This is a genomic window from Mesorhizobium sp. AR07 (assembly GCF_024746815.1).
Classification (GTDB): Bacteria; Pseudomonadota; Alphaproteobacteria; order Rhizobiales; family Rhizobiaceae; genus Mesorhizobium.
The window spans coordinates 293,211-319,696 of record NZ_CP080525.1 but is presented as its reverse complement, the minus strand read 5'-3'; the positions used below and the strand labels follow the sequence as shown (position 1 = coordinate 319,696).

Below are 26,486 nucleotides of genomic sequence, written 5' to 3'. Positions count from 1 at the left end.
CGCTGCCTGTTTTGAAGCTGGAGGGGGTGGCAACAGCGATGTGAGGGCCATCAGCCTGTTGGCGACGGGACAAGCGGCTGGCAATGGCGGGGACGATGGTCCAAGAAGGATCACTCAAACGCAACTGCTCCGCTTCATGTCCTCCATCCGCCCGCTGATCCCGCTTCTTCTCGCCGCCGGCATTCTGCTCGGCGGCAATGGGCTGCAGAGCACGCTGATCGCGCTGCGCGGCGCGCAGGAGGGCTTTTCCGCCTCCGATATCGGCCTCATGGGCACCTTCTATTTCGCCGGCTTCCTGCTCGGCTGCCTGGCCATCACCCGCATCATGAAGGCAGTCGGCCATATCAGGGCGTTTTCGGCGCTGGCGGCGATCGCCTCGGTCGGCACCTTGCTGCTGGTGCTGGTCATCGATCCGGTGATGTGGTGCGCGGTGCGCTTTGCCGGCGGCTTCTGCTTCGCCGGGCTGTTCACGATCGTCGAAAGCTGGCTGAATTCCGGCGTCACCAACACCGACCGTGCGCGCGTGCTGGCGATCTACCGGATGGTCGACACCGGTTCCGTGACCGGCGCCCAGTTCCTGATCCCGATCTTCGGCGCCGGCGGCTTCACCATCTTCGCCATCATGTCGATCATGATCACGCTCTCGCTGGTGCCGGTCTCGCTCGGCGACCGCTCCAACCCGACGCCGCCGGAGGACGTCAAGCTCGACCTGGCGCGCGTCTGGCGGATTTCGCCGCTGGGCTGTTTCGGCTGCATCGCCGTCGGCGTCACCAACAGTGCCTTTCGCACATTGTCGCCGGTCTATGCCGAGCAGATCGGCATGTCGGTCGCGGATGTCGTCACCTTCGTCAGCGTCGGCATCTTCGGCGGCGCCATCATCCAATATCCGCTCGGCTACCTCTCCGATCGCTGGGACCGGCGCCGGGTACTGTTGATCACGACCTGCTGCGCGATGGTTTCAGCACTCGCGCTGGTGTTCCTCGCCGGCAGCAATCCGGCGCTCAACTTCGTCATCATCTTCATCTTCGGCTGTTTCGCCATGCCGCTCTATTCGCTGTCGGCGGCGCATTCCAACGACCGCGCCGACACCGGCGAATTCGTGCTGATCAACGCGGCGCTGATGCTGTTCTATTCCTTCGGCGCCATTGGCGGGCCGTTCGCCGCCTCGACCGCGATGCAGCATTTCGGGCCGAGCGCGCTGTTCGTGTTCAGCGCCATGGTCTATGCGATCTTCATCGCCGTCATTCTCTACCGCATGCAGGCCCGGTCCAGCGTGCCGGCAGGCAGGCGCAGCCGCTTCACCGCGCTGTTGCGCACCTCGACGGTTTTCGCCCGGCTGGCCAGAAGAAACGGCGATTCCGATGGGCCGGGACCCTCATGACGATGGCGCCACAGCTTGACGAAAGCGCTTCCGGCTGAAATCTAGGAAGACCTTACTCCTGCCAAAAGCGATTTGATGCCCGTCATCACCACCCAGAAAGAACTCGAGACCGTTCTCGCCGCTTTCGAAAAGTCGGATTTCGTCACCGTCGACACCGAATTCATCCGCGAGACGACCTTTTGGCCGATCCTGTGCCTGATCCAGATGGCCGCACCCGGCGTGACGGCGCTGATCGATCCGCTGTCGCCCGACATCGACCTGAAGCCGTTCTTCAGGCTGATGGCCAACGAGGCCGTGGTCAAAGTCTTCCACGCCGCAAGGCAGGACATCGAAATCATCGTCCATCTCGGCGATCTTGTTCCGCATCCGGTCTTCGATACGCAAGTGGCGGCGATGGTCTGCGGCTTCGGCGACAGTGTTTCCTATGATCAGCTCGTGCAGCGGATCACCGGGGCGCGGCTCGACAAGTCGTCGCGCTTCACCGACTGGCGCCACCGGCCGCTTTCCGACAAGCAGCTCGACTATGCTCTGGCCGACGTCACCCATCTGATCGAGGTCTATCAGCACCTCAGCGCCGAACTGGAGCGGGAAAACCGCGCCCACTGGCTGAACGAGGAAATGGAAGTTCTGACCTCGCGCGAGACCTATGATCCGCATCCCGAGGACGCCTGGAAGCGGCTGAAGATGCGGCTGCGCAAGCCGCAGGAACTGGCAATCGTGCAGACCGTGGCGGCATGGCGCGAGCGTGAGGCCCGCGAACGCGACGTGCCGCGCGGCCGCGTGCTCAAGGACGATGCGATTTACGAAGTGGCGCAGCAGGCACCGCGCGATGCGGCAGCCCTTGGCAAACTGCGCACGACGCCGAAGGGCTGGGAGCGCTCCTCGACGGCGACGGCCCTGCTTGGCGCGGTCAACACCGCCCTTGCCTTGCCCAAGGAGCAGATGCCGAAACTGCCGAAGAGCTTCCAGCCGCCCGAAGGCTCGAACGCGGCGGCGGAACTGTTGAAGGTGCTGCTTCGGATCGTCGCCGAAAAACAGGGCGTGGCCTCGAAAGTGCTGGCCTCCAGCGACGACATCGATCGCATCGCGGCCGAGGGCGAGGATGCAGACGTACCAGCCCTGCAAGGCTGGCGGCGCGCCGTGTTCGGCGAGGCAGCGCTGAAACTGGTGCGTGGCGAGATCGGCATCAAGTTCGACAAGCGCAAGATCGCGGTGTTCGACCTGTAGGCGCCCTATCCGCTCCGCTTTGCGGAACGACCCTCCTCACAAGGGCAGGGCAGTCGCATTTGGATTCTTGCGAAGAAGGACCCCCACCTTAACTTGCCGGGGCGAGACACGGGTCTCGCCCGTCCTTCGGACCCCCACAAGGGGAGGGAATGCTGCCGCGCGCCTTTGTCCATCATACTCGGCGTCGAACTTCGGCAGTTTGCCGAGATCAGCGCCTACGAGAGTCTCCCTCCCCCTTGTGGGGAGGGGTTAGGGGTGGGGTATTCGTAGGGCGAAAACCTCGGCTTCCCATATGCGATTGCCCTGCCCCATGGGGAGGGTAAACAGCAGCTCAAACCACTCCGAGTAGATGCAGCGCGAACCAGATCCAGGCCAGCGCCAGCACAACCGCGCCGAAGAAGAAAGACCGGCTGCGCAGCAGCAGATTGTTGCTGGTGAGGTGAACCCAGGCGTGGAAATAGCGCGACGCGACGAAAATCCACATCAGCGCCAGGGTCAGATAGTTGACGCCGTTGGTCAGGTGCAGCGTCAGACACAGCACGTAAAACAGCACCGGCAGTTCGAACTGGTTGATGAGATTGCTGGCAACGGTAATGCTGGAGGCCGGCTCGGTCGAGCGCACCTTGTACTGGCCGACCTTGGCTTCGCCTGACTTGACGGCAAAGTATCTGCGACGACCCAGGGCGACGTAGACGATGTAGATCACCAGCACATGCGCCAGAACAGGCCAGAAGATCGTGGTCTGGTTCATGAAGTGCTCCCTGCCCGGCCCGGCATCAACCCTGGCGCCATTTCTGACCCGCCAGGGTGAAGATCGCGATGACGACCACCGGGACGGCAAGAAGCGTGAATTTGGTGACGATCAGCGACGACGCGAGTGACAGCGAATCCGGGTTGGCCGACAGGAAATCGGACAGCAGCCGCGCCACCGCGATGTTCTGGGCGTAGTCGGCCAGCGTGTAGGGCAGCACCAGAACCAGAGCGAAGATCGACTGCATCTGCCCCGGGAGCACGCGGAAATTCTTCAGTCTCCGGCCGGTGGCCAGGATCAGGCTGACCAGCGTCACCGACAACAGCGCCGGGAACAACAGATCGAAGGTCAGATAGTGCCAGACGAGAATGGTCTCGCCACCACGCCGGCCGAGCGCCGTCATCCAGGCCATACCTTCGTCCGGCGTGAATCCGTAAAACCGCATGTCGAGCGACGGCAAGCCGCCGCTCAATTGCCGGAAGTAGAAGAACTCCAGCACCGTCATGGCGATGAAGACCGCCGCCGACAGAAAACAGAGCGCGGCCGCGTGGCGCGACAGCCGCAGGATCGTCGCCGTCAGGCTCCGCCCGATCCCGTACGGATCAGGCTCCGCCGGGATAGTTCGGGCTTTCGCGGGTAATCGTGACGTCATGGGCGTGGCTTTCACGAAGTCCGGCGTTGGATATACGCACAAAGGTGGCGCGTTCACGGAAATCGGCAAGGTCGCGACCGCCAACATAACCCATAGCGGCTTTCAGCCCGCCCGCAAGCTGGTGCAGCACGCCAGACACAGGTCCTTTGTAAGGAACCTGTCCCTCGATGCCTTCCGGGACCAGTTTCAGCGTGTCGCGCACCTCGGCCTGGAAGTAGCGATCGGCGGAGCCCCGCGCCATGGCGCCGACCGAGCCCATGCCGCGATAGGCCTTGAAGGAGCGGCCCTGATGCAGATAGACCTCGCCCGGGCTTTCATCGGTGCCGGCCAGCAGCGAGCCGATCATGGCGGCACTTGCGCCGGCGGCGAGCGCCTTGGCGAGATCGCCGGAATATTTGATGCCGCCATCGGCGATCACCGAGACGCCTGATTTATGAGCCGTCTCGACCGCCGACATGATGGCCGACAGCTGCGGCACGCCGACACCTGCAACGATTCGGGTGGTGCAGATGGAGCCCGGGCCGATGCCGACCTTGACCGCGTCGGCGCCGGCGTCGATCAGCGCCTGGGTGCCTGCGGCGGTGGCGACGTTGCCGGCCAGGATACGAACCGAGTTGGAAAGCTTCTTGGCGCGCGTCACCGCGTCCAGCACGCGCTGCGAGTGGCCATGCGCGGTGTCGATGACCAGAAGGTCGACGCCGGCATCGATGAGGCGTTCGGCGCGCTCGAAACCGTCATCGCCGACGCTGGTGGCTGCGGCGGCGCGCAAGCGGCCCTGCGCATCCTTGGTGGCATGCGGGTTGAGCTGCGACTTCTCGATGTCCTTGACGGTGATCAGCCCGACGCAATTGCCTTGTCTGTCGACGACCACCAGCTTTTCGATGCGGTGCTGGTGCAGAAGCCGCTTGGCTTCGTCCTGATCGACGTTCTCCTTGACCGTGATCAGGTTATCACGGGTCATCAGTTCGTGAACCTTTTGCGCCGGATCGGAGGCAAAACGCACGTCGCGATTGGTCAGGATGCCGATCAGCCTTCCGATCTTGTGGCCGCCGGTACCGCCATTCTCGACCACCGGAATGCCGGAGATCGAGTAGGTGCGCATCAGGCCGAGCGCGTCGGCAAGTGTGGCGTCGGGGCCGATGGTGACCGGGTTGACCACCATGCCGGATTCGAACTTCTTGACCTGCCGCACCTGCTCTGCCTGTTCGGCCGGCGAGAAATTGCGGTGGATGACGCCGATGCCGCCGGCCTGGGCCATGGCGATGGCAAGGCGCGCCTCGGTGACGGTGTCCATCGCCGCCGACAGGATGGGTACGTTGAGGTCGATGTCGCCGGCGATGCGGGTGCGGACATCGGTCTCGCCAGGCATGACCTCGGAATGACCGGGCTGCAGCAGCACGTCGTCAAAAGTCAGCGCCAGTGCGCCGGTGGACGTTTCGATGATTTTTGCCATGGCCAGTCCTTAGAATGCATGAAAGGCGCTGGACCGAAATGGACAGCGCCGACTCGTTCTTCCCTTTCAGGATTGGCGCTGGCTGGTAACACGTCCCGCAGCCGATGAAAAGCCGATCATTGCGTTGCACAACAACGGCTTCGAACACTTGATTGTGCCACCCGTGGTTGCGGTCGCACAAAAGTGACAGCAAATTAACACGACATCAGAGCCAACCCATGATAACCGCCCTGCGTATTGGCTGCCCCCGGTCGACCGTACAAGAATCAAGTTCGGACGCGTTTTGTGAATCGCACCATCCCGCTCATCCTGGCGGTCGCACTGTTCATGGAAAACATGGATTCGACCGTCATCGCGACATCGCTGCCGGCGATTGCCATAGACATCCACACCAGCCCGATCGCACTCAAGCTGGCGCTGACGGCCTATCTGGTGTCGCTGGCGATCTTCATTCCGATCAGCGGCTGGATGGCCGACCGCTTCGGCGCCAAGAATGTCTTTCGGGCCGCGATCGCGGTCTTCATCGTCGGCTCGATCGCCTGCGCGCTTTCCGGTTCGCTGCCGGCTTTTGTGGTTTCGCGCTTCCTGCAAGGCATAGGCGGCGCCATGATGACGCCGGTCGGGCGCCTGGTGCTGGTGCGCGCAACGCCGAAAAGCGAACTCGTCGCGGCGATGTCCTGGCTGACCGTCCCGGCGCTGGTCGGGCCGTTGGTCGGACCGCCGATCGGCGGCTTCATCACCACCTACTTCACCTGGCACTGGATCTTCCTGATCAACGTGCCGATCGGCCTGGCCGGCATCTGGCTGGCGACGCGTTTCCTGCCGGAGACCGAACCAACGCAGACCCCGCCGCTTGATTTCATTGGCTTCGTGCTGAGCGGGCTTGCGGCGTCCGGCGTGGTGTTCGGCCTGTCGGTGGTCAGCCTGCCCTATCTGCCGCCGCTCGTCGGTATCATCACGGTGACGGTCGGCCTGCTCTCGGGAGCGCTCTATTTGCTGCACGCGCGCCGTGCCAAAAATCCACTGCTCGCGCTCGAATTGTTCCGCAACCAGGTGTTCCGCGCCTCGGTGCTTGGCGGCTCACTGTTTCGCATCGGCATCGGCGCCGTGCCCTTCCTGTTGCCGCTGATGTTCCAGATCGGCTTCGGACTGACGCCCTTCCAGTCGGGCATGATCACCTTCATCTCGGCGATCGGCGCCATCGGCATGAAATTCGTCACCGCGCTGATCTTCCGCGTCGCCGGGTTTCGCCGCGTGCTGATCGTCGGCTCGCTTGTTGCTGCCGGATCGATTGCCATCAACGGCCTGTTCACCCCCGACACGCCCTATCTGCTGATGCTGGCCATGCTTCTCGTCGGCGGCTTCATCCGCTCGATGTTCTTCACCGGCGTCAATGCGCTTGCCTATGCCGAGGTTTCGGCCGAGGACACCAGCAAGGCGACGCCGATCGCCGCTGTCTTCCAGCAGCTTTCGATCGCGCTTGGCGTGGCGGTGGCCGGCGGCATCCTGGAAGTGTCCACGAGCCTCAATGACAGGTCGCTGACGCTGGCGGATTTCCACACCGCGTTTTTCGTCGTCGCCGCGATTTCCGCCGCCGCGTCGCTGTCGTTCATGCGGCTGGCGCCCGATGCCGGCAACGCCGTCTCCGGCCATGGCCGGTTGACCACGCCGAAGACGCTGGAACCAGTGAGCCCGCCGGGAAATTGATCGCTTTTCCTTCTCCCACAAGGGGGAGAAGGAAAGGAGCTACTCGCTACTCGCTACTCGCTAACCACCTCTCGCCCTTTGAAATCCTTCGCCAACAAATAAAGCTCGACCGATTCATCACGCGACGCCGGCGGCTTGACGTGATGGACCGAACGAAAATTGCGCTTGAGCATGGAGAGCAGCTCGTTTTCGGCACCGCCCTGAAAAGTCTTGGCGAGGAAATGCCCGCCCGGCTTCAGGACCGACAGCGCGAAATCGGCGGCCACTTCGCACAGATGCATGGTGCGGATGTGGTCGGTTCTCTTGTGGCCGGTCGTCGGTGCCGCCATGTCGGACAGCACGATATCGGGGTCACCGCCCAGCGCCTCGGCCAGCTTTTGCGGCGCCAGCGGGTCGAGGAAATCCATCAACAGCACCGGGGCACCGGGCACGGCATCCATCTCCAGATAGTCGATGCCGACGACATGCGGCTTCTCCGCCGTCGATTTCGTGCGCGCGGCGGCGACCTGGCACCAGCCGCCGGGTGCGGCGCCGAGGTCGATGACCTTCATGCCGGGCTTCAGGAGATGGTGCTTGTCGTCGATCTCGATCAGCTTGTAGGCCGCGCGCGAGCGATAGCCGTCAGCCTTGGAGCGCTGGACATAGGGATCGTTGATGTGGCGCTGCAGCCAGCGGCGCGACGATTCCTTCAGGCCGCTTTTCTTCTTGATCCGCGTCTTCAGCACGCGAATGCTGGCAGATCCTGGTTTTTCCGGTTTCTTGGTCATTGGCTAATTTCTTGTTGGAGCATGATCTTTGCCGAAAACCGGCGGCCACTTTTCGGGATCATGCTCAAATCTTGTCCGAGCATGATCTTTCCCGAAAACCGGTTGCCACTTTTCGCTGACGCGGTCCTTCGGTTCGGGATCATGCTCTGCCACGCCCATCGTTGCGCCAGACGCCGTCGTCGGCCATCAGTTCGCTCAATATGCCCTCGCGCAGGCCGCGGTCGGCGACGCGCAATCGTTCCGACGGCCACACGGCGCGGATCGCTTCGAGGATTGCGCAGCCCGCCAGCACCAGATCGGCGCGATCGGCGCCGATGCAAGGGTTGGCGCAGCGCTGCTGGAAATCCCAGCCGACCAGCTTTTCGACCATGCGGTCGACGCTGTCGCGATCCATCCACAGGCCATCGACACGGCGGCGATCGTAACGTTCGAGATCAAGGTGAACGCCGGCCAGCGTCGTCACCGTGCCCGACGTGCCGAGCAGATGAAAATTCGGACTGGCCTTGAGATGGCTCAGCCGGTCGCGACCATCGAAGCTGGCCAACCGGCCGGCGACGTCGTCGACCATCGCGGCAAAGGTCTCGCGCGTCACCGTGCGGCCGCCAAAACGCTCGGCCAGCGAAACGACGCCGACCGGCAGCGACGTCCACGACACGATATGGTTGGCGAGCCTTGGCGAACGGCGGCCGGCGAGGTCGATCAGCGCGATTTCGGACGAGCCGCCGCCGATATCGAACAGCACGACGCCTTGCGTGTCGCGCTCGACCAGCGAGCCGCAGCCGGAAACCGCCAGTCGCGCTTCGGTCTGGCGATCGATGATCTCGAGTTTCAGGCCGGCCTCGCGCTCGACGCGGTCGAGAAACTCGACGCCATTGTCGGCCGTGCGGCAGGCTTCGGTGGCGATCAGCCGGGCCTTTCGGATCTTGCGGTTGCGCAGCTTGTCGCCGCAGATCTTCAACGCCTCGACCGCGCGGTCCATCGCCGGCTGGCCGAGCCGGCCATTGGCGGTGAGCCCCTCGCCCAGCCTGACGATGCGCGAAAAGGCGTCGATGACGCGGAACTGGCCATGCCGCGTCGGCACGGCAACCAGCAGCCGGCAATTGTTGGTGCCGAGATCGAGTGCCGCAAACACGGGAAGTTCGTGCAGCGGCGGCCGACGCACGCCCTGTTCCGGCCGTGCCGGCGAAGCGACGGGCGCGGCCACCGACTCCGGCGGTTGAGACGCCTTGGCTATCGAGGCAGCGGCATTGCCGGGCACTGGTGATCTGACCTGTGCGGGATGCGCATCGTCGCGCGCAAAAACCTTGCGCCCGCGCCTGCGCTTGCGCCGCTTCTTGGGCTTGCCCTTCTGGTTATGGGTCGCGTCATCAGCCTGCCCGTCCGCGGAGCGGGGCTCCGACGGGCGGCGTTGCCGCCACGAGCCAGCCGGCCCTGGGGAAGCGCTGGACGCGCCCACCTCCGGCGCGCCGGCGCCGGTGTCGCGGTCTTCCACTGTCGTTCCTTCCGGCGCCGCGCGAACCGATGACGGACGCCGCAGGCGCTTTGACGTGTTTTAAGTTGCCGCCAGCCTAACAGTGCTGTGCCCGATCACCAAGAGCCGCGTGCCGAATTTTGCCGGCTGGCCGCGCAAACTCGCCTGTCCGGCCGCGCCGCGTAATGTATCCGCAAGCCAGGATTGGTAGCGCAACACCTGCCGGCGCCCCTTTCAGCCGCTCTCGACACAGACAAATCCTGCTGGCTGCCGGCGCCGAAAACGTTCGCGGTTGAATAGCCGGCTTCAATGAGGCATTTCTGAAATGAGCGGAAGAATCCGGCGCTGCCGGCCTCTCGACAGAAAAGGAAGCGGATCGGCAACGCATGGCAGTCAGGCAATGAACTGGAGACGCTACTTCTGGCCGGTCGTCGGCATCGCGGCGGTGATTTTCTCGCTGTTGCTGCTCTGGCACGAGCTGCGCGGCATCTCGCTCGACGATGTCTGGGAAGGCATCACTGCCATTCCAACCCGTGGTTGGGTTCTCGCGGCGCTGTGTTCGGTCGTCGCCTATGCCTCGCTCGCCGGCTACGACCACATCGCGCTTTTGCATATTGGGAAAAAAGTGTCGTGGCTGTTCGTCACGCTGTGCTCGTTCACCACCTATGCGCTGTCGCACAACATCGGCGGCTCGGTGTTTTCCGGCGCCGTCATCCGCTACCGCGCCTATGGCACCAGGGGCCTGAGCGGCCAGGATGTCGGCGTGCTGGTGGCGATCTGTTGGATCACCTTCGTGCTGTCGACGATTCTCGCCTCCGGCCTCGTCCTGGTCTTCGAGCCGCAGATCATCGACCGCTTTTCCGGCATTGCCCATCACGGGCTGTCGGAGGCGGCGGGGATCGCCCTGCTGCTGCTCGTCGCCGCCTACATATTCGGCAGCTGGCTGCATCTGCGCCCGCTGAAGATCGGCAGCTTCCAGCTGCACTATCCGGCGCTGCCGATCGTCGCCAGGCAATTGCTGATCGGCCCGATCGAGCTCTTGGCGGCCGCCGCGATCATCTTCTTCGCCCTGCCCGAAGCCCACAATCCCGGCTATTTCGTCGTGCTCGGCGTCTTCCTCGTCTCCTTCTCGATCGCGCAGATCTCGCATGCGCCTGGCGGGCTCGGCGTGTTCGAAGTGGTGTTCCTGGCCGGGTTATCCGACATGGATCCGGTCGGTGTGCTGGCGGCGCTGCTGGTGTTCCGGCTGTTTTATCTGATCATCCCGCTGATTCTGGGCTTGGGCGTCGTGCTGTTTTTTGAACGGTCGCAGTTCAGCCGCAGGGAGAGCTGATACGCGCAGTTGGAATCGAGGTCCGTGCGCGGCATCTGGACGTGGCGCCTCGAACTGGCTGATAAAACCTGGCGATTGAACTGCCGAGCAGGCTTGACTATTTTCCGCTGGCGGCTACAAGGCAGCGCTCATAGCGGCTTGCCCGCTCGGCCCGCACGGTTCATGACCGCGCCTGCTGGGGAATAGGTTAACGGTAGACCCACGGACTCTGACTCCGTTAGTCCTGGTTCGAATCCAGGTTCCCCAGCCAAATAAAACCTCAATAAATTCAACGAGATAGAAACTACGAAATGCGCAGAAGCGGCTTTTTCCTGTTGCATCGCCTTGCAACAGATTCCGCGCATTACCGCGATTTTCAACGTGTTGCGATTTGATCCATGCAACAGATATGCAACAGAAAAAGCCCGCGCGAGGCGGGCTTCTGTCGTCGCGATGCCGCGCGGTCAGGCTGCTACGCGTGGATCGAACGGTGTGTCTGCCAGCAGGCAGTCGCGCCAGTCGGGATGATCGTCAGTCATCGGGACCAGACTATCACCTAGCATCATCCTGTCCCTGTTTGGATCCACGGTTGCGAATGAACGCACGCCGTAAATCTCATTGCCCTTACATGTCCGCACTCGGCTTAAGACGAGTGACGGCATCGGCTGGTCACGGTGGGTGATCCACTCGCCGAGTTTGAAGGCCCAGGTGTCGTCCGGTTGGTCGGCATTGTTAACTGTGTCGGCGTTCATGTTCGGCTCCTCGATGATTCAACGATTTCCGTTTACCATATACGTAAAGCGCGTATTTTTGATGGCGTCAACGCTTTTCGTTTGTGATAAACGGAAATCAGAAACAGGGAGGCATAATGTCTATCACCTCAGAGCAGTCTCGCGCGGCAAGAGGTCTTCTTGATTGGTCACAAACAAGGCTTGGAACGAGATCCAACCTGAGCGAAAGCACCATCAGAGAATTTGAAAAAGGTCGCCGCATTCCGTCCCCAAACAACCTAGCCGCGATCCGCAGTGCCCTTGAGTTGGCCGGCGTGGAGTTCATCAACGAAACAGGCGTGAAACTGCGGACGTAGCGGTGGCGCAACTTGCTTACATGCCCCTGTTGCGCAATGGTTCCCGGGTGACGGGGGAATATGGAACATTCGATGGCCAAAAGACTTAAGTGCCACGCTCTGCAAGCCAGAAAGGCGCGTGCGCAGAAACGGGCAGCGACGCGTCGCCTCAAAGCGAAGGCTGCAATCAATACAGTTGCTCGCGTCGCCCCCAGTTCCCCCTTCTTCAATCCCAATTTGGCTAGGTTTCGCGAAGGTGCAAAGTCGGAGCCACCAAGCGGTCCAATCATTCGCAATTCGGGCGGCCCGATCACTGAATCAATTTGGGTCGCCGACACCGACGCCGAATGATCGTAATCTACCGACAAGAGCTTCGACGCCACACGGCCCCACATAGAAAGCGCGTCCCAGTTACTACGCCAGAACGCGCTCTGGCTCCGATGCGTCGAAGCCGATCCTCGAGTATCAGCACGCCCGATCCGGCATCCAGTCGCAGAATAGAACGTTTATCCCCCCGGCAGCAACTCGACTTCTGCCTGACCGCAGAGCATGTCGCGGCCGGGGAACGGGAGGGGCTTTGAGATGCTTGCCGAAGGTACAGACGGATCAATTGAATCTGCGGAGGAAGTCGGCGCAATGAGGGTCATGCTTTCCTCTGGCGCCTGGATCCACGTGGGCCGGATCAAACTATACGTTGCGGCGAAGGTAGCAGAAATTGCCGCCATTCAAGCCCCGGCCCTAAGGGTTCTAGGGCACTCTGGTGGCATGCTAGGGGTCATTGGTACGCCTAGCATGACGTTTGCAGCCGAAGCCGCAGCGCTGTCGTTGGTCGGCGGTTTCATTGCCGGCATTGCGCAGAAACAGGCTGTTGAAGCGCTTCGAAGGGCTCAATCTCTTTATGAAGATATGCTGATGCAGTCAGGCCGGTTTTTCGAGGTAGAAGACATTTCGAAAATCACACTACCAAAACCGGGCGCTTGGTTCGCTGACTGCGACGGCACACGATACGTACACGGCGGTGACGATTTTCTTTGGGTCGACACTCCCCAAGGTCCAGTTACGATCAACTGGCAACACATTTCAGTTGTGCGGTTTGTGTCGGTCGCTTCCAAATCCAATAGTGCGGCGCTGGCCACTACCGCTTCTTCGGCCCCACAGTGAGCATCTCGGAATTGCGTAGGGTCATGTTTTGGGGTTGCACGCTTCTGCATATTGGGAAACGCGCAATGCTGTTGCTCTGATCGGTGATGTTAGCCTAGGTTATGAATTCCAAAATCGAGCGGGGGGGGCAACATGAAACGGAACTTGATCGGCCCAGCGGCACTTTTGATGTCAGCCCTGTTCGCACATCAAGCGAATGCAGCAGACGCGATTGAAAATGTCCAAAGCCTATTGGGGGCTTGCAAAGCAGGTTATGGAACCTTTGGTAATGGCTATTGTCTCGGGTATGTCGGCGGCTTCGCCGACGCGATGGTAGACAACGAATTGGCAGCGAAGCAGGCCGGGCTCGGGAGGTTGGGTGTGATCTGTGTCAGCGACCCGTCCCCTACTTATGGCGCCTACGTACAAGCATTTGTGAATTGGGCGCAGGCCCACCCTGCGAACTGGCAGGAATCGAAAAGCAACGGGGTGTTGGAAGGTTTAAGTCAGACTTGGCCTTGCCCATAGATCGATCTACCCGCCCGACCTCCGACTTGCGCCGACATGATGCGACGTCAAGAATCAGCTATCGCTAAATTGCGGCGGACCAAGGTGGGACCGTCTGGCCGGCGCGGGCATGCTTCGGGGGGTTGCGAGCCGCGCCGGCCACGCGGGTTGGGGTTAGTAGAGGCTCCCCGCGTTGATTAAATTATGGATATATTAGAAATCGCGCAACTAAGCCAATCGGCCTAATCAACCGTAGGTGGCCTCGCCGGGCCTGTCAGGTTCCACAGCGATGTGACAAGCGGCGATAGGTTCCGTCGTCCTCGAAATCCGGTCAATAACACCTACAACTGATGCGATAGTCGTACAATCGCATATAGGATCCCAACTGCGCCCACGAGCACATAGGTGCCAAGTAGCAATAGGACTGGAAAGTAATCACCCCGCTGGTGCGATTTCGAAATTGGCCCGGGAAATTTGCTGGCGGTACGCTTGTCCATCCAAAAGTAAGCTCCCGGCTCCGCTTAAGTTCCAGCATGTTCGCCGCGGAAGATGAACTTCCTTTCGGCGGGCGATATCATCGATCAGGCGATCCCCATTGCGGTGAACTCGCCGGGCGAAGACCCCAAGCACCTCAAGCCCGGCGAGCCTACTACCTGATCAGGTACGCGATCAGGGCCGGGATCACCCGGTACCCCGTCCGACGCAAGATCGATGCCAGCACACCCCCGTCCCGAAATGGGCCATCAGCGGGGGAAAACGTCCGCGCAGGGTTTTGTTGAGGATTTGCTAATATTACGGTTGCGCTAGCCGGCTTGCCCGAGTCGGTTAGGCCCGACGGTCAGCCAAACCTACCCCAACGACGGACTGTCGGGCCGCTTCGTCAATTCCCGCAGTCGACGAAATATCACCCTTGCGCAACAGCGGTCGCAACCAGGGGTGGGGTCATGACCAAAAAGCGGCCGAAGCGCGATGTCGTCGAGGTTCATGAGGAGGCGGTTTTTGCCGTGGAAAACGGCATCACGCATGAAGAACTGTGGGATTTGATCAGGAAACTCGGCAATGATCGCGAGATACTGGTCAGCGCGGCGCCATTCTAACTTCGGTTGGGGATGTCATGGCATGCGGTGACTATCTTGGTGAGTTAGGCGATCCGCTAGCCTTGGTGGTTTCTCTAAACCTTAAGCGACGTCACCTCAATGAAAGCCAACGCGCGATGGTGGCCGCTAAGCTGGCGACGATGAAGCATGGGGGGGATCGTCGTTCAGACCAAGCGGAAAATTTGCCACTTGTTACGCAAAAGCAGGCGGCTGAACTTCTCAACACATCGGACAGAAACATACGGACAGCTGCTACAGTCCAGCGTGATGCCTCTCAAGAACTGATCGCCGCCGTTGAAGGCGGGAAGGTAGCGGTAAGCGCTGCGGCCAAGGCCACCAAGTTCATGGATAAGGACGAGCAGCGTAAAGCCGTGTCAGACGGAACGATTGCAAAAGCGGTTGCGGAGCATCGACGTGCAGAGACGAAACTGAAGGAGGCGGAAAAGGTAATCGCAGAGGCACCAAAGTTCACTAACGACGAAGCGGAACGCATTAAGGAATGCGTGAATAGATGTCACCGTCGATGGTCCATCCAGCTAACAAATTGGCCGCCGATATAAAGCCATCAAGCCATTGTGCTGATGCGTAGGCTTCATCATGCCATGTCTTTCCAGACTCGGACCATTGGTTAGTTTGCCCTGGCGGATTGCCTGTAGTCGCGGCGATATATGAGCCACATGATTTTGTCCCGTCGCCGTACAGTGTGAAGCCGTCTGCTAAGCCAGATTGACTCATTAAGGTTGCGCCGCATGTAAGGATGACAAAGGCCGTACTGCGCATGCTGCCACCCATCGGACATCAGAACAAAAATAGAACAAAAAGCCTGTGAATTGGGTCCGCCACAGCAGGCGCCGATGGCTCACTACCTGTACATTGGGATTGCTGGATGGGGCCCGCAGCTGTCTCGTAACAAGTGACTAGGCTGCAGACCCCGAGTTCCAGTTGGCTCCCCGGAGGGCGGGAGGTGGTTACAGCCACCTCCCGTTCGGGTGTCACCAACATGGTGCGAAGTTGCGAACAACGCAACTTCGCGGATTTTAGATCACAGGGTTTTTCTCGAATATCCCGTTAGCTGCGATTGACACGCGACCAACGCGCGCCTCCTGATGAGGCCGCTTAAACGGGAGGGAAATACGTGCCGATTCACACCGAGAGGCTTGAAGGGAGCGGAAGCATCACGTCCGAAATGGGCAGCGTGCCTGTTATCTATAGAATAAATTTCGGGTCAATCGATGTTAATGCGACGGTCAAATTCACATCGCTGGCCGATTATGCAAAAGTTACTATGAGCGGCCAAGCGTCGCTGACACTCGAAAATGGAAATACCGTCGAGTGCTTTGTGTTGGGCTCATATATCGATGGGACCAATGAAATTAAGATCAATGGCGGCAGCGCAGCCCTTATTGCAGCGAAAACATAGCTTCGACTTCATTTGGCGAAGGCGTGATATTGCCTTCCCAATAATCCAGAAGCCACCGGATTTTCGTCGCTGAGCCGACTAACTTACCGTCTACGAAAACATGCGGTTCCGACTTTCCCTGTGGGACGCACATACTGAGTTCCGAGACAGGCTTCATCGACACCTTCCCAAGGGCGGCATTGTTGAACGCTATCTCTTCGTCTGTGACCGGATAATTCATCATCAAGCAGCCTCCCGCAACACGCCACCGGGCATGATCTTCTGCCCAACCACATCTTCCGGCCAAGTGTGCAGCCGCGTTGTTTTGGCGCCTTCGGCATCTATGACGGTCAAGTCAACGTGGCCCCCGATTCCATAGACGTCCGGAAAGTCTGGCCTGGTGGGGTTCGGTCCTGGCACTTTGCGCATAGCCTCGAACAGTTGAACGCCGCACACGGCTAGGCCATAGGCAATATCTAAGCCGATGATGTCCTCAGCGGCAGGCACAGACCCGCCACCGAATACCGGGCCGACGACGTAAGGTTTGAATGGATCAAACTGCGGATAGGCTTGGTACGTGTTAAAGTAGATCATCAGCGGGCCGTGCGTTTCGGAAATCCCCGCAACAACGGCCTCGAACTGCTCAGTGCGCTCAATTTCATTCAACCGAGCAGCAAGAGCGGCCGCACGATCAAATACTGTGTCGACCGAAGCGTTGTCGGCGTCGAGAACGGTCTCAGCAAAAGCCTGTAACTCACAGGATCCTCGCCCGACGATGGCTACTGGCAGGCACGGCGATCGCCACACCTTCTCAAGCGTAGTGATCAGCGTGCCGTCTGGGTGATAAAATGCGCCGTCCGTCAGGATTTCGATATGATCCGTATAAGCTACACAATAAAAGGCGCTCATTATGCAGCCCTCCTAAATTGGTTTTGGTTGTCATTCGCAGGGCACAGGCCGAGCGTGCCGAGCCCGCCTAGTATTGCGGCTCCACCGCCAGCGCCGCTTGCATGCATAATGCTGTCGATTAGATCGGTTTCGATCTTGGAGACGATCTTATCGAGGACATGTATTGCCATGTCGCCAAAGGTTTTCCATCCCAACTGGCCGGCCTGAAGCGACGTGCGCAGATCGTCGAAGACGCCTTGTAAAACATCACGCTGTAGCTGTTGCGCGGCTTGCGCTTCCTTTAACTGTTCGGCTTGCCGCGCATAAGCGGCAGAGACCTCGTCAATTTTCTTGATTTGGTCGGGCGTCAGTTGAGCATTCTGCCAGTCGACGTCGCCCTTCTTGCGGGCTTCCTCGCGAACCTGCTTCAGCGCGGTCTGCTCGAGTTGAAGGGAAATCTTACGTTTGGTCTGTGCCTCGTATGAGAGGCCGAGCGACGAGATTTCCCCTTTAAGCGCAGTCGTTCTGTCCGTGATAGACTGAAGGTCGTTGCTGAACTGGTCGGCGGCGGTTAGCGATGGGGTTTTGGAGCCCTTGGCCTTCTTGGGGCCTGGCATTGTTAGCCCGGCGTCCTTGTCACGACCGAAGCGACGCCACAGGGCCAGCTGGTCGTTAAACGAAGCCTGCGCCCTGTCCAGCGAACCCTTGCCGCCGATAGCGTCACCGCGAGAGCCCTCGCCCCTGCCAAGGCGCTCCATGTCGGCAAGCATGGCCTTGAGTGCGCCGACCGCGCCTTGCGCGTCCTTGGCAGCCGCCTCAATGCCGTGGATTTGCGCGGCAATGTGGGCGGTGTCGATCTGCTGCTGGGTTAGCTGACCGAGTGCCACCGACATGTTGTCGAGCGCTTCGCGGCCTCCTGCCGCCTTCTCAATCACACCGAGGATCTCGTCGGCGATCGGCCGCAAATGTCCTGGGTCGGTGGCGACGATACGGTCAAGCCACTGTTGGAAAGCATCAAAATCCGGCTTGCCGGCCTTGATGTCCTCGCGCAACTTGCGGATAGGCTCGGCGAATGCGGCGAACTTGGCATTGACCGCATTAAGGTCATTGTTTCCGAGCAGCCCGAATTTCTGCAGCAAGCCGAACCCGCTAAAACCACCGCTGTCCGACAGGTCGGCCTTAACCTGCTTATCCGCGGCTGCGACCGACTCTCGTAGTGCCGCCAGCGAGCGGCGCTGTGCCGATTCGAGCGACGAGACGCTGCGACGCGCGTAATCTTCGGCGCCATCTCCTGCGATGCCGTAAGCTTCGCGGAGTGCCTTGATTGTTTTCTGATGCTCGGCAAGTGCGTCGTCGACCGATTTGACCGTCTTGCCGCCTAATTCCTCATACGCAACAAACGCAACGCCTGCGGCGGCCACCGCAGCGGTCACCCATGGGAACTTCGTCACCAGGGAGACTGCCCCGGCACCCATCTCTTTGAGGGCACCAGTGATACCGCCAGGCTGGCTTGCAACATAGCTAAGGTGACTTAGCTGACCGGTTAACGCCTGCGTGATTGGCACGCCCATGGCCAACTGCTCCGTCATGGAGCGAGTTGCATGCATCATCGCCTGCATCTGCGTGCTGACGTGACCAGCACCATCTGCTACATGGCCTAGGCTCGTGCCCGTGTTGGCGAGCGCGCCGGTCCATTCTTTGATTTTGGTTGGCACAGGGATGCCAACAAGCTGGTTAATCTGCCTCTGGACGGGTGTCATCGACTTATCGATGCTCAGTCCCATCGTCTCGAATTGATTCGAGATTTTGCTTGTGGTCTGACCGATATCCTGGCCTAGCTGCGTAAGCTGACGCCGAATTGTCGATGTGTCGGTGGATACCGAGATTACAAGGTCGTCGCCATTAACGGACATCGGCTGCCCTCGCGGCCCCAGCCATCTGCTCGAGATGAGCGGCCCATGGCTCTTTTTCCGGAAGTCCGTTGATCAGGCTGCCCGCGCCTGCCAGGAGCGCGGCGACTACGAAGGCGTCGTCGAATCCGAGGCTGCGCATGCTGTCGACAAAGCTCGTAAGCGCCGCTGCCGCGACCGTGTGCTCGAGAAGTTCGAGAAGTTCGGCTTCCGGATTGCTGACAGCCGTCTTCGTGCGCGCCGAGGCGCGTTTGGTAGATTTGGTCATTTTGTTGGGGTTCCTAAAATGAAAAGGCCGCCTAGGTGGGCGGCCGAATATCAACCGATCAAAGATCAGCGTTGGTCGGGATCATTGTGGAGAGGTAGTGTTGAAAAGATCCATAGTTGGTGCCCCAACGAGGACGACAGCCATGTCCCAACTGGCTATTTCGTTATCGCCTTGGTAGTAGGCTACTCTGAGCTTACCGCTGCCAGGAATTATTATCCCTTGAATTTCGGCCACGACTCGGGCCCGAAATTTGTCGTGGAATTGAACAGGCGCAGGCATTTCAAACAGCCGAACCCCATTACTAAGGAACACAATTTTTGCCTCAGCTGTGCTGGGCTCGGAAGCGTCTCGAGTGGCAATAGCAACAATAGTTATTTTGGGCACCAGTACCGGAAGCGCGGGAGTTTGAATCTCATCGATCACATTCAGTATGCTGATACGATTTGTGCGAGAGTCCTCCACGCTAAAGTCGCAACATATAAATGATATTATTTTCATTTTACAACTATCGAGCTAAAGCTAGTGGCAGTTTTACTGGGGTTTATTGTGAAATTGTTACTCAATGTTTCTTGCGGAAAATTTCCAGAAAAAACATTAGTCGGAACCAATGTCTGTACCAATATCTGATTTACCTCTGCGATAAATTTATACGACGGATCCGGACTTAACGCCGTCATCTCTTTCAGCTTCGCCGCTTGTTTCTGCAAAAAAAGAGCAACCAGGCATACATATGGAATCACAGCCTCCCTCACATTTTCAGGTGGCTTTCGGACCTGTGTCTTGTATTGGTCCGCAAGAAACTGAGGCGAGTTTTGCTTGGCTGCGGACGCGACGGCGGCGTCCTCCTTAAGTCTACGCACAAGGTACATTGGGGTATTTGAGAAGATGTAATGGTCTTCAACTGAAGATAAATCTAGGTTTTCCATAGTCATCTAACAATCCTATAGTACTCGATCACATCTGCAGTGTATGGGCACTCGCGTGCCGCATGAATGTACTCAGGTGCGTCGCCCCACTTACTTAATATCCAAGGGACCTTTGTAGTAAAGGCTGGGCGCAATTCCACAACGATGCCTGAATGTGAAATGTCGCCTGATTCGATGTATAACGCGATGTCTCCCACGTGAATGTCGTTTGCATCGACCTTAACATAGTCGTCCTGTGCGATCATCGCGCGAAGCACTGCTGGACTTACAATACCTGTTCTTCGGCTGCCAAAGGTCAGCCCATGACAATTATAAATCGCGGTAGGCCGTGTAGGTCGGGCTCGAGCATTTGGAAATTTCCCGGCGATCTGTTGGCAGTGGGATACGACTCCGGGGGTTAGGGGCGTGCGATTTGAGTGGTTGTCAATGTGGGCACCTGTTCGAGAGTCTAATTTTAGTGCCCTTTGTTCTAATATCAATCCACCGCCACTCAAAACGCCAGCCCCCCCGGATAGCGATTCCCATTCGCAAAAGTTACGGTGCTAGCTAATTTACCGTTTTGCAACAGGCAGTGCCGCGGGTGTCTACCTAAAATACTTCTCAGCAGGATCCTCTTCGTCACCCATAGGCGGCGACCAACCCACTTTCGGGAATGACTCTGGCGATGCGCCAAGCTTGCCAAGGCACTGGTTGAGCAGCGTCATACCCGACAGGCTCAGCGCATCGTTCATCATCTTGCCGGCAAGTATCGCTGTAATACCAACAATGCCGCGATGGCAGCGCCGCAGCCAGGGGAGATTTGGTACCATCTCCCTCCACGCTGCCCGCGCATCTTCCGGAAGCCAATCATAGGGCTCTCCAATGGCTCGGTCGTCAGGCGGCTCATAGCGTGCTGCATATCGGCCGGGGTTCTTCCCGAACGTGCCGGTGAGCCGCAATTGCTCCAAGCTTTTTCTGGGTTTGGGCATTTTAAGGTCATATCCTGATTGGTTGCTGCGTGCGTAATCGGGTCCAGCCGGTACGCAAAAGTCGGCCGATTTAGCGATCCGGCATAGCCCCCCATGGCCATCCCCTCGCGCGCGCGGCGCGCGCGCCCGCGTGAGTCACACGCGCGTACTCGTAGGAATATCTGTAATTGGGTTATCGTTGCTTGGTCCAGCCGGTCCTTGGCACGGCACCCTACAACCCGCCTGGCACCCCTACCCATGGTAGTCATGCAAGTGTTCTGACGGCTGCCGCCATCTCGGCCTCGGCGCGCGCTAGTTGGTCAAGCCGAGCACGTCGGTTGGCTGCCTGGCTGTCGGCTAGGAATCGTTCAATGCGGAGCCTGCCGGCGTGAATCTCCGACGAGCGGTAACACGGATTCCTGCAGACACTGACTTCGCGAAGATGGCAATCAATGATCTCGCGCGTTTTAACGTCACCGCGGTAGAACACGTTATCGATGGCACGCACAAAGCCAACTGATAGGCCCGCCTTGCTGCGGCTGCGGGTAGCGGACATCGCAAGGTCGCCGTGTTCGGTGTTATGGGCAACAGCATCGACTAGAAGGCCGACGTGGTCTTCAACCAACGTCAGCGTGCCGTCTGCCTGACTGGCAACCATAGCACCGTAGTCGTGGTCGATGCATAGCCTAACCCCGCCAGCCGCGATTGAGGCGGCGAAGCTACCGCGCTTGACCACCTCTTCGAGATTCTCGCCGCCTTTTCGTACCTGTCCAATGGCACCCCATCTTAAAGCGTACCCGACCAGGCGACGACCTGTTACTGAAAAGCCTTCGTCAGCCATCATCGCTGTTCCCAAACACTCGGTCCACCTCTGCCACGGCTGCAGGATCCACCGCACGAACGTTGACGGCACGGGGCCTGCCATCAGGACCGTTAGCTGTGTCGTATCGAACGTTATCGCCGCGCTCGATGGTGCTGGCATCAGCGGCGCGGAAATAGACGTTGCCGGCATCGGTTGCGATAAAGCCGAACCTGCCGGTGAAGGTGATGACCTTACCCAGCACGGTGGCCTCGACTTTTAAGATCGGCTGTCATTTTTGCCCTAGCGCGCTGAGCGGGCGTCTGCTTTGCGCGGCGCTCGTGCAGGATCTTGACCACTTCCCTAGGATCTTCGGGAAGCATTTCTGTGCGGGTCCCTGTCGCGCTTTTCACTCTAGTCGCGCGCAGCTTGGTCCTACCGTCGGTGTTACGAACGGCGCGTTCGCGGTTGGCGAATTCAATGATCATTATTTAAGTCCTTCGGGAAAATCACTTTTCGAAATGTAGCCGGCCTGTTCCGCTTCCCGGAACCACTGGGCCAGGACGCCGTGACGGTCGCGCGGGTCGCCTAGCACACGATTGGGCTGAAGTGGTGTAAGGCTTAGCCAGGAGACGGAGGCATCGTTCAGCGAGTCACAGAGCGCGCGGAACGAAACTGCCGCCTTGGCGGCCTCAGCGAGGGCACTAGCGAGCGCCTGGACGCGGCGAGCATACTCTGGCTTGACCTGGGCGACTACAGCCGTGCTGGCCGCGTTGCGAGCCGCAGCCATGCGTCCTCCAAGCACATCCAACGCCTTCGTTATGGTGGCAGTTTCCTTTGCTAGTTCGACAAGCCGCGCACGAGCTTTCTGCTTGGACGGATTCGCGGCGTCGGGCGCGTCGCCGAGCATGGCCGCAACAGCATCATCGCCGTCGTCCGTGCCATCCTGTGCGACGGCCCAGAGTGAATTTCGCTCCACGTCCAGAGCAGCCCGGCGAGCATCAAGTTCGGCACGGCGAACCTCCATTGCGGCGACTTCCGGAACGTCCGACGGGCTGGGGATTTTGTATGTGTCGGTCTTTTTCAGTTTTGCGAACACTGTTTTTCCTTCAATTGATGAGCAGACGCCGAGAAATGTCGGCGATGGTTTTAATTGGAATGGTGAGTGTGAATCGCGCTGCGGGGAGCGGGAGCACGTCTGGCCGGTAGTGCCAAACCGTGTCTCCGGATCTGACGATCATTTCCGGCCTGCCCACGCCGAGGATTAACTCTCCGTCCTGCGGGATATCGGCGCACCGCATGAAGGCGCCAACCTCTACGATCGACGTGATGGCATCCAGCGCAGTTGGCGGCCCGGAGCCGTAGTAAATGGGCAAGCGGCCCAGCGTGGTTGCCGTTACGGCAGCCCCACTTGCGGTGGGCGATGCAAGCGCCAGAAGGATCGTTGCGACGTCACGGGCGGTGATCGGTGGCGACTCGTGCCCACCGAAGTTGCCGCGGGTGATCGAATTGGCAGCTTTCAGGCGCTCGACCGTCGAGCGGACTTTTCCTCGCGGAAGGTCGAGCAGTGAAAGCGCCTCCGGCAGCGCATGGTAATGTTGTGCGTTCATGGTCCAACGTTTGATGGTTCGGGGTTGATGGTCGTAAAAAAATGCCGCCCGAAGGCGACGAAACGGAACCCCGCCAGCCTGCGGTTAAGCGGCAGCGGGGTCGATCAACACATTGCCGGCAGCGGCCATGTGGATTTGGGAAAGGGGCCCGCCTGGCCTACTGGACCAATGACGGGGTGCCGTTATGCTGGCGACAATAACGGCGGCGCCGACCTGGGGGGCGACGCTAGACTGATTTCCATAATTGTAATATAGCAAAAACCTGCAATGACCCTCGCGCGAAGCCAGAAACACTAAAAAAATCAAGCAGCGATGCATTGCCGATTGTTGTCATTTGCCGGAATCAGCACGCGCATTCTTCGTTTTGCTTCCAGTTTGCTGCATTCATCGCAGGCCGAGCTCGCTACTTCGAGCACTTCCCATTGTGCAAGGCGATCGACTTCCCGCTCCGCCATGCGGGCGCAAAGCTCCAAACCGGCCCGCAACCTGATGCGGCCAGCCGCGGCGACGTACCTTTGCGGGAATTTCCATGCTGGTGCCAGTTCAGCCATCTCAGCGCCCTGCAGCGCACGCCATACAATCATCGCCAAGGGCCCCAATGTGCGGAACCGGCTGCGTAACCGGATGGCCCGGTCAGCGGAGGCCTCCGCTGGCCACAACGATTCAGGATCCCGGCTTCCGGACGGAACCATCTCACCCGAGGAGGTCCGCATGCGTGCGCCATCGACAAATGCGCTGCTACCCGCCTCGATGTCTCGCTGGAACCAATCTGCAGCGTTCACGTGCCGCGCAGAGAGGCGGCCTGCTACATGCTCTTCGGCAATAGGCCTGCGGCGGGCTACGGGTGCCCGGATGACCACCTTTGGCACGGCGAGCGAGGCGATGTAATGTTTCGCAAGTGCTGTTGCTGACAACGGCGCCAAGAGGGCCAGAAACGGCACAGTGGCCTGCTCTGGCGGTCTCGGCTTCCAGCCCCTCCAACGGCGCGTTGGATCGGTGTAGCGCCTTGCAAACGTGCACATACGGCCGAGCCAATATTGCGGTTTGGGCCGTGGCTCCGGGCATGGCCGAGGAAGCTTGCGGCGCAGCGTGGCGCCTTCCGGGATGGGGCGGGCAGCGAGTGCTCCTGTTTGGCGGACATACTCACTTCCGCCCGACATGATCGGCCTGACACCTTCCGCACAATACTGGTCGCGCGCGAATTCAATCATTGTCGATACTCCGGCCGCCTCGTCGGCGCCCGTTAGCTCGGCAAAGGCTTGCCAGGCTATCCGCTTACCACGTAGCGCCCCATCGAAGCGCGCCGGCAGGCCGGTCAGATCTAGTATTTGTTCCATACGACGTATCGTCCCCAGGTTCGAATAAACCGGTCGCCAGACCGGGTAGAAAAAATCAAAACCCTAGAAAAAAGTCCACGAATGAGGGTGACGCGGGTCTGGTCGTGGGCCGACCCTGAGCCCTTTCGATCCCGTTACCTGCTGTCTCTCCGACATGCCGGCAGAACGCGCAGCCTCCGTCCTTGTCAAAACTTTAGTGTCGGTGGCGTCAGTAATGTTTTGGTTTGCACCGTGCTGCGGCTCGATCTGCTTCAAAAAGCGCAAGGACATCTCCGCCGATCGCATCGGTGAAGACGCCTGGCCCACCGCCATCCAGATTCACATGGGGCTACCCGTTCAGGCGGCGTTCATGTTCAGGCGCGCTTCTTGGTTGACTTGGGCTGCGGGGTGCCGGGTCGGATGGACAGTTGGGGGTCCGTCCGACCCGTTCCGTGCCGGCCCTCCGGTGGTTATCATTCGCCGGCCGCCTGTCAGGCCGGATACGAAAGAACTCCGGCCACGGAATCCTGCGAATTTGAACGGTTCCGGATTCAATAGTGATGGTGCGCGACATCATTCTTCCTCCGCCTATGCTGCTTGCTGAAAGTCGTCGTTGGTGTGCCGCGGCACACAACTCACGAAGGAGCCATTGTGATAGTGCAGAACGAGCTTAGCTCGCCGCCCTACAAGCTCCTTGGCATCTTCAATCTGATCTAAGCCGACTGCGGCGCAGACGCTAGCGAGCACTTCCTGGCCGTCAGCCTGCTCTCTATCGTCATCGCTTTCCGTGGTAAGGAAGATGTAGGATTGAATCCCGCAATCCGTAACGTAGAAGACAGTCAATACCTTCGAATTGCCGTCTTCTACATCGTCGAGACTTTCCTCCTCTACACTGGTAATCATCACCCATCGCTCGACATCTGGATAGACTGTGAAGTCCGGTTTGCCATCTTTCTTAAGTGGGGCGATGCCCGACGTGGCGTAGCCAAACGGCGGTGCATCAGCACCACCTACGTAGGTTCCCGTAGGAACCCCGTAGGTTTGGGGTGCGGATTCCCGCGTAGGTACACCAGTTAGGTGCGCGAATTTCCGCGTAACAATGTCTCTTAGTGGCGCGGATTTCCGCGTAGGTAGAGTTTCATTGCTACCTACGCGATTATCCGCGTCGCTAGCGGGGTTTTTCTTTTTGCGCTTTTTACGTGCAACCGCACGGGATTCAATCTCAGATTTAATCTCAGCAGCTACCTCACGAACCCAATCGAAATTGAAATTGTAGGTGTTGCCGCGGGTGCCCGTGCCCTGCTCTACAATCCGTGCAAGATGCATATCCTGCAGCCGGCGCAGTGACTCTTGCACGCTACGGACAGGGCGTCCGGTTTCGCGGGCAAGGTGTCCTGCGCTTGATGGGAAGGTGACGCCATCTTTCTTTTTGAACCTGTCGACAAGCTCCAACAGCACGGTGATGTCGGTACCGTTCAACGGCGGTTCGGCGCCCTTGGAAGCGTAGAGAACGAGTTGGAACTGGTCTAGGGAACCGACGTCCTTAGTGGGTGTCATTGGCGCGTGCCTCCTTCGCGGCACGCCATTCGTCACCGATTTCCAGGCAAGGCTCATATATTGGCCGGCCGTCCTTCGTGCGATCAATTTCCCTAATGACGCCGGCTGCTCGCAGCCTGTCTACCGCTCTGCACATGGTGCGGCGAGTGGAGTTAAACTCCCGAGCAAGTCGGTTGGTAGAGAGGACGCAATGCCCCTTACGTGCCCACTCGTCAGCGACGATGAACGGGATCCGGAAATCATGTCGGCCGCTTCGCAATAGGCTGGTGGACGCAGCGGTGTAGTCCATCATCCTGCGGATAGTGGCCTCAGGTATGTCTTCTAGTTGCATCTCG

General features: G+C 59.5%; 30 protein-coding genes and 1 tRNA gene. 12 read left to right on the top strand and 19 right to left on the bottom strand.

Going from position 1 to position 26,486, the window contains the following annotated elements; genetic code table 11:
* Positions 1–136: 136 nt before the first annotated feature.
* The gene (locus BPNPMPFG_RS01645; RefSeq protein WP_258592950.1) at positions 137–1,381 is read left to right on the top strand and encodes an MFS transporter; all 1,245 of its coding nucleotides are present in this window, start codon (positions 137–139) and stop codon (positions 1,379–1,381) included.
* 75 nt (positions 1,382–1,456) lie between these two features.
* Complete coding sequence (gene rnd / locus BPNPMPFG_RS01640; RefSeq protein WP_258592949.1) at positions 1,457–2,608, top strand: ribonuclease D; 1,152 nt, start codon at positions 1,457–1,459, stop codon at positions 2,606–2,608.
* 331 nt (positions 2,609–2,939) lie between these two features.
* Here the strand turns inward: rnd and BPNPMPFG_RS01635 are convergent, their stop codons facing one another.
* Genes BPNPMPFG_RS01635 through guaB form a run of 3 tightly spaced genes read right to left on the bottom strand, consistent with a single transcriptional unit; the run spans position 2,940 to position 5,464 of the window.
* Positions 2,940–3,359 (bottom strand): MAPEG family protein, encoded by a 420-nt coding sequence (locus BPNPMPFG_RS01635; RefSeq protein ID WP_258592948.1) that lies wholly within the window; start codon positions 3,357–3,359, stop codon positions 2,940–2,942.
* A gap of 25 nt (positions 3,360–3,384) precedes the next feature.
* Positions 3,385–4,011, bottom strand: coding sequence for a hypothetical protein (locus BPNPMPFG_RS01630; RefSeq protein ID WP_258592947.1), 627 nt, complete (start codon positions 4,009–4,011; stop codon positions 3,385–3,387).
* Entirely contained in the window at positions 3,962–5,464 is a 1,503-nt protein-coding gene (gene guaB / locus BPNPMPFG_RS01625) for an IMP dehydrogenase (RefSeq protein WP_258592946.1), read from the bottom strand. The genes BPNPMPFG_RS01630 and guaB overlap by 50 nt, the downstream gene beginning before the upstream one ends.
* A gap of 285 nt (positions 5,465–5,749) precedes the next feature.
* On the opposite strand from guaB, the gene BPNPMPFG_RS01620 reads away from it, so the two are divergent.
* On the top strand, positions 5,750–7,171 hold the full coding sequence (locus BPNPMPFG_RS01620) for an MFS transporter (protein ID WP_258592945.1): 1,422 nt from the start codon (positions 5,750–5,752) through the stop codon (positions 7,169–7,171).
* Positions 7,172–7,224: 53 nt separating this feature from the next.
* Here the strand turns inward: BPNPMPFG_RS01620 and BPNPMPFG_RS01615 are convergent, their stop codons facing one another.
* Together BPNPMPFG_RS01615 and BPNPMPFG_RS01610 are read right to left on the bottom strand one after the other, a co-directional pair.
* Positions 7,225–7,938: an RlmE family RNA methyltransferase gene (locus BPNPMPFG_RS01615; RefSeq protein ID WP_258592944.1), complete on the bottom strand. Its 714-nt coding sequence runs from the start codon at positions 7,936–7,938 to the stop codon at positions 7,225–7,227.
* Between the two features lie 139 nt (positions 7,939–8,077).
* A complete protein-coding gene (locus BPNPMPFG_RS01610; RefSeq protein WP_258592943.1) occupies positions 8,078–9,430 on the bottom strand; it encodes a Ppx/GppA phosphatase family protein in 1,353 nt (450 codons plus the stop codon).
* Between the two features lie 379 nt (positions 9,431–9,809).
* Here BPNPMPFG_RS01610 and BPNPMPFG_RS01605 point away from each other — a divergent pair, with 379 nt between their 5' ends.
* Complete coding sequence (locus BPNPMPFG_RS01605) at positions 9,810–10,742, top strand: lysylphosphatidylglycerol synthase domain-containing protein (RefSeq protein WP_258592942.1); 933 nt, start codon at positions 9,810–9,812, stop codon at positions 10,740–10,742.
* 176 nt (positions 10,743–10,918) lie between these two features.
* Positions 10,919–10,992, top strand: a tRNA-Gln gene (locus tag BPNPMPFG_RS01600).
* Positions 10,993–11,185: 193 nt separating this feature from the next.
* Here the strand turns inward: BPNPMPFG_RS01600 and BPNPMPFG_RS01595 are convergent.
* A complete protein-coding gene (locus tag BPNPMPFG_RS01595) occupies positions 11,186–11,473 on the bottom strand; it encodes a hypothetical protein (RefSeq protein ID WP_258592941.1) in 288 nt (95 codons plus the stop codon).
* A 116-nt stretch (positions 11,474–11,589) separates the two neighbouring features.
* Here BPNPMPFG_RS01595 and BPNPMPFG_RS01590 point away from each other — a divergent pair, with 116 nt between their 5' ends.
* The 7 genes from BPNPMPFG_RS01590 to BPNPMPFG_RS01560 all read left to right on the top strand — a co-directional run bounded on the left by BPNPMPFG_RS01590 (position 11,590) and on the right by BPNPMPFG_RS01560 (position 15,951).
* Positions 11,590–11,808: a helix-turn-helix domain-containing protein gene (locus BPNPMPFG_RS01590; RefSeq protein WP_258592940.1), complete on the top strand. Its 219-nt coding sequence runs from the start codon at positions 11,590–11,592 to the stop codon at positions 11,806–11,808.
* Between the two features lie 72 nt (positions 11,809–11,880).
* Positions 11,881–12,138, top strand: coding sequence for a hypothetical protein (locus BPNPMPFG_RS01585; RefSeq protein WP_258592939.1), 258 nt, complete (start codon positions 11,881–11,883; stop codon positions 12,136–12,138).
* A 231-nt stretch (positions 12,139–12,369) separates the two neighbouring features.
* Positions 12,370–12,948: a hypothetical protein gene (locus tag BPNPMPFG_RS01580; RefSeq protein WP_258592938.1), complete on the top strand. Its 579-nt coding sequence runs from the start codon at positions 12,370–12,372 to the stop codon at positions 12,946–12,948.
* A gap of 132 nt (positions 12,949–13,080) precedes the next feature.
* Positions 13,081–13,455, top strand: a complete 375-nt coding sequence (locus tag BPNPMPFG_RS01575; protein WP_258592937.1) for a Rap1a/Tai family immunity protein — start codon at positions 13,081–13,083, stop codon at positions 13,453–13,455.
* A 923-nt stretch (positions 13,456–14,378) separates the two neighbouring features.
* On the top strand, positions 14,379–14,531 hold the full coding sequence (locus tag BPNPMPFG_RS01570; RefSeq protein WP_258592936.1) for a hypothetical protein: 153 nt from the start codon (positions 14,379–14,381) through the stop codon (positions 14,529–14,531).
* A 17-nt stretch (positions 14,532–14,548) separates the two neighbouring features.
* Entirely contained in the window at positions 14,549–15,091 is a 543-nt protein-coding gene (locus tag BPNPMPFG_RS01565; protein ID WP_258592935.1) for a hypothetical protein, read from the top strand.
* A gap of 575 nt (positions 15,092–15,666) precedes the next feature.
* Positions 15,667–15,951, top strand: coding sequence for a hypothetical protein (locus tag BPNPMPFG_RS01560; protein WP_258592934.1), 285 nt, complete (start codon positions 15,667–15,669; stop codon positions 15,949–15,951).
* Here the strand turns inward: BPNPMPFG_RS01560 and BPNPMPFG_RS01555 are convergent.
* The 13 genes from BPNPMPFG_RS01555 to BPNPMPFG_RS01495 all read right to left on the bottom strand — a co-directional run bounded on the left by BPNPMPFG_RS01555 (position 15,932) and on the right by BPNPMPFG_RS01495 (position 26,151).
* Positions 15,932–16,174: a hypothetical protein gene (locus BPNPMPFG_RS01555; protein ID WP_258592933.1), complete on the bottom strand. Its 243-nt coding sequence runs from the start codon at positions 16,172–16,174 to the stop codon at positions 15,932–15,934. The two genes, BPNPMPFG_RS01560 and BPNPMPFG_RS01555, sit on opposite strands and share 20 nt — an antisense overlap.
* Positions 16,174–16,839, bottom strand: coding sequence for a hypothetical protein (locus BPNPMPFG_RS01550; RefSeq protein WP_258592932.1), 666 nt, complete (start codon positions 16,837–16,839; stop codon positions 16,174–16,176). Before BPNPMPFG_RS01550 ends, BPNPMPFG_RS01555 begins: the two co-directional genes overlap by 1 nt.
* Positions 16,839–18,731, bottom strand: a complete 1,893-nt coding sequence (locus tag BPNPMPFG_RS01545) for a coiled-coil domain-containing protein (RefSeq protein WP_258592931.1) — start codon at positions 18,729–18,731, stop codon at positions 16,839–16,841. The genes BPNPMPFG_RS01550 and BPNPMPFG_RS01545 overlap by 1 nt, the downstream gene beginning before the upstream one ends.
* On the bottom strand, positions 18,721–18,996 hold the full coding sequence (locus BPNPMPFG_RS01540) for a hypothetical protein (RefSeq protein WP_258592930.1): 276 nt from the start codon (positions 18,994–18,996) through the stop codon (positions 18,721–18,723). The genes BPNPMPFG_RS01545 and BPNPMPFG_RS01540 overlap by 11 nt, the downstream gene beginning before the upstream one ends.
* An 81-nt stretch (positions 18,997–19,077) precedes the next feature.
* Positions 19,078–19,419, bottom strand: coding sequence for a hypothetical protein (locus BPNPMPFG_RS01535; RefSeq protein WP_258592929.1), 342 nt, complete (start codon positions 19,417–19,419; stop codon positions 19,078–19,080).
* Between the two features lie 71 nt (positions 19,420–19,490).
* Entirely contained in the window at positions 19,491–19,928 is a 438-nt protein-coding gene (locus BPNPMPFG_RS01530) for a hypothetical protein (RefSeq protein ID WP_258592928.1), read from the bottom strand.
* A 578-nt stretch (positions 19,929–20,506) separates the two neighbouring features.
* On the bottom strand, positions 20,507–20,890 hold the full coding sequence (locus BPNPMPFG_RS01525) for a hypothetical protein (RefSeq protein ID WP_258592927.1): 384 nt from the start codon (positions 20,888–20,890) through the stop codon (positions 20,507–20,509).
* A 244-nt stretch (positions 20,891–21,134) separates the two neighbouring features.
* Positions 21,135–21,713, bottom strand: a complete 579-nt coding sequence (locus tag BPNPMPFG_RS01520) for an HK97 family phage prohead protease (protein ID WP_258592926.1) — start codon at positions 21,711–21,713, stop codon at positions 21,135–21,137.
* Positions 21,703–21,933 (bottom strand): cold-shock protein, encoded by a 231-nt coding sequence (locus tag BPNPMPFG_RS01515; RefSeq protein ID WP_258592925.1) that lies wholly within the window; start codon positions 21,931–21,933, stop codon positions 21,703–21,705. Before BPNPMPFG_RS01515 ends, BPNPMPFG_RS01520 begins: the two co-directional genes overlap by 11 nt.
* Before the next feature lie 222 nt (positions 21,934–22,155).
* Positions 22,156–22,767, bottom strand: a complete 612-nt coding sequence (locus tag BPNPMPFG_RS01510) for a hypothetical protein (protein ID WP_258592924.1) — start codon at positions 22,765–22,767, stop codon at positions 22,156–22,158.
* Positions 22,768–22,777: 10 nt separating this feature from the next.
* Positions 22,778–23,278 carry a hypothetical protein gene (locus tag BPNPMPFG_RS01505; protein WP_258592923.1) on the bottom strand — a complete coding sequence of 167 codons (501 nt, stop codon included), beginning with the start codon at positions 23,276–23,278 and terminating at the stop codon, positions 22,778–22,780.
* 302 nt (positions 23,279–23,580) lie between these two features.
* Positions 23,581–24,615 carry a hypothetical protein gene (locus tag BPNPMPFG_RS01500; RefSeq protein ID WP_258592922.1) on the bottom strand — a complete coding sequence of 345 codons (1,035 nt, stop codon included), beginning with the start codon at positions 24,613–24,615 and terminating at the stop codon, positions 23,581–23,583.
* Between the two features lie 567 nt (positions 24,616–25,182).
* Positions 25,183–26,151, bottom strand: coding sequence for a hypothetical protein (locus BPNPMPFG_RS01495; RefSeq protein ID WP_258592921.1), 969 nt, complete (start codon positions 26,149–26,151; stop codon positions 25,183–25,185).
* Between the last annotated feature and the right edge of the window lie 335 nt (positions 26,152–26,486).

Bases quoted from the DNA above. Each gene is read 5' to 3' on its own strand.
- BPNPMPFG_RS01645 (WP_258592950.1), top strand. From the start codon at position 137: ATGTCCTCCATCCGCCCGCTGATCCCGCTTCTTCTCGCCGCCGGCATT.
- rnd (WP_258592949.1), top strand. From the start codon at position 1,457: ATGCCCGTCATCACCACCCAGAAAGAACTCGAGACCGTTCTCGCCGCT.
- BPNPMPFG_RS01635 (WP_258592948.1), bottom strand. From the start codon at position 3,359: ATGAACCAGACCACGATCTTCTGGCCTGTTCTGGCGCATGTGCTGGTG.
- BPNPMPFG_RS01630 (WP_258592947.1), bottom strand. From the start codon at position 4,011: ATGACGTCACGATTACCCGCGAAAGCCCGAACTATCCCGGCGGAGCCT.
- guaB (WP_258592946.1), bottom strand. From the start codon at position 5,464: ATGGCAAAAATCATCGAAACGTCCACCGGCGCACTGGCGCTGACTTTT.
- BPNPMPFG_RS01615 (WP_258592944.1), bottom strand. From the start codon at position 7,938: ATGACCAAGAAACCGGAAAAACCAGGATCTGCCAGCATTCGCGTGCTG.
- BPNPMPFG_RS01605 (WP_258592942.1), top strand. From the start codon at position 9,810: ATGAACTGGAGACGCTACTTCTGGCCGGTCGTCGGCATCGCGGCGGTG.
- BPNPMPFG_RS01595 (WP_258592941.1), bottom strand. From the start codon at position 11,473: ATGAACGCCGACACAGTTAACAATGCCGACCAACCGGACGACACCTGG.
- BPNPMPFG_RS01590 (WP_258592940.1), top strand. From the start codon at position 11,590: ATGTCTATCACCTCAGAGCAGTCTCGCGCGGCAAGAGGTCTTCTTGAT.
- BPNPMPFG_RS01585 (WP_258592939.1), top strand. From the start codon at position 11,881: ATGGCCAAAAGACTTAAGTGCCACGCTCTGCAAGCCAGAAAGGCGCGT.
- BPNPMPFG_RS01580 (WP_258592938.1), top strand. From the start codon at position 12,370: ATGCTTGCCGAAGGTACAGACGGATCAATTGAATCTGCGGAGGAAGTC.
- BPNPMPFG_RS01575 (WP_258592937.1), top strand. From the start codon at position 13,081: ATGAAACGGAACTTGATCGGCCCAGCGGCACTTTTGATGTCAGCCCTG.
- BPNPMPFG_RS01570 (WP_258592936.1), top strand. From the start codon at position 14,379: ATGACCAAAAAGCGGCCGAAGCGCGATGTCGTCGAGGTTCATGAGGAG.
- BPNPMPFG_RS01565 (WP_258592935.1), top strand. From the start codon at position 14,549: ATGGCATGCGGTGACTATCTTGGTGAGTTAGGCGATCCGCTAGCCTTG.
- BPNPMPFG_RS01555 (WP_258592933.1), bottom strand. From the start codon at position 16,174: ATGATGAATTATCCGGTCACAGACGAAGAGATAGCGTTCAACAATGCC.
- BPNPMPFG_RS01550 (WP_258592932.1), bottom strand. From the start codon at position 16,839: ATGAGCGCCTTTTATTGTGTAGCTTATACGGATCATATCGAAATCCTG.
- BPNPMPFG_RS01545 (WP_258592931.1), bottom strand. From the start codon at position 18,731: ATGTCCGTTAATGGCGACGACCTTGTAATCTCGGTATCCACCGACACA.
- BPNPMPFG_RS01540 (WP_258592930.1), bottom strand. From the start codon at position 18,996: ATGACCAAATCTACCAAACGCGCCTCGGCGCGCACGAAGACGGCTGTC.
- BPNPMPFG_RS01530 (WP_258592928.1), bottom strand. From the start codon at position 19,928: ATGACTATGGAAAACCTAGATTTATCTTCAGTTGAAGACCATTACATC.
- BPNPMPFG_RS01525 (WP_258592927.1), bottom strand. From the start codon at position 20,890: ATGCCCAAACCCAGAAAAAGCTTGGAGCAATTGCGGCTCACCGGCACG.
- BPNPMPFG_RS01520 (WP_258592926.1), bottom strand. From the start codon at position 21,713: ATGATGGCTGACGAAGGCTTTTCAGTAACAGGTCGTCGCCTGGTCGGG.
- BPNPMPFG_RS01505 (WP_258592923.1), bottom strand. From the start codon at position 23,278: ATGAACGCACAACATTACCATGCGCTGCCGGAGGCGCTTTCACTGCTC.
- BPNPMPFG_RS01500 (WP_258592922.1), bottom strand. From the start codon at position 24,615: ATGGAACAAATACTAGATCTGACCGGCCTGCCGGCGCGCTTCGATGGG.
- BPNPMPFG_RS01495 (WP_258592921.1), bottom strand. From the start codon at position 26,151: ATGACACCCACTAAGGACGTCGGTTCCCTAGACCAGTTCCAACTCGTT.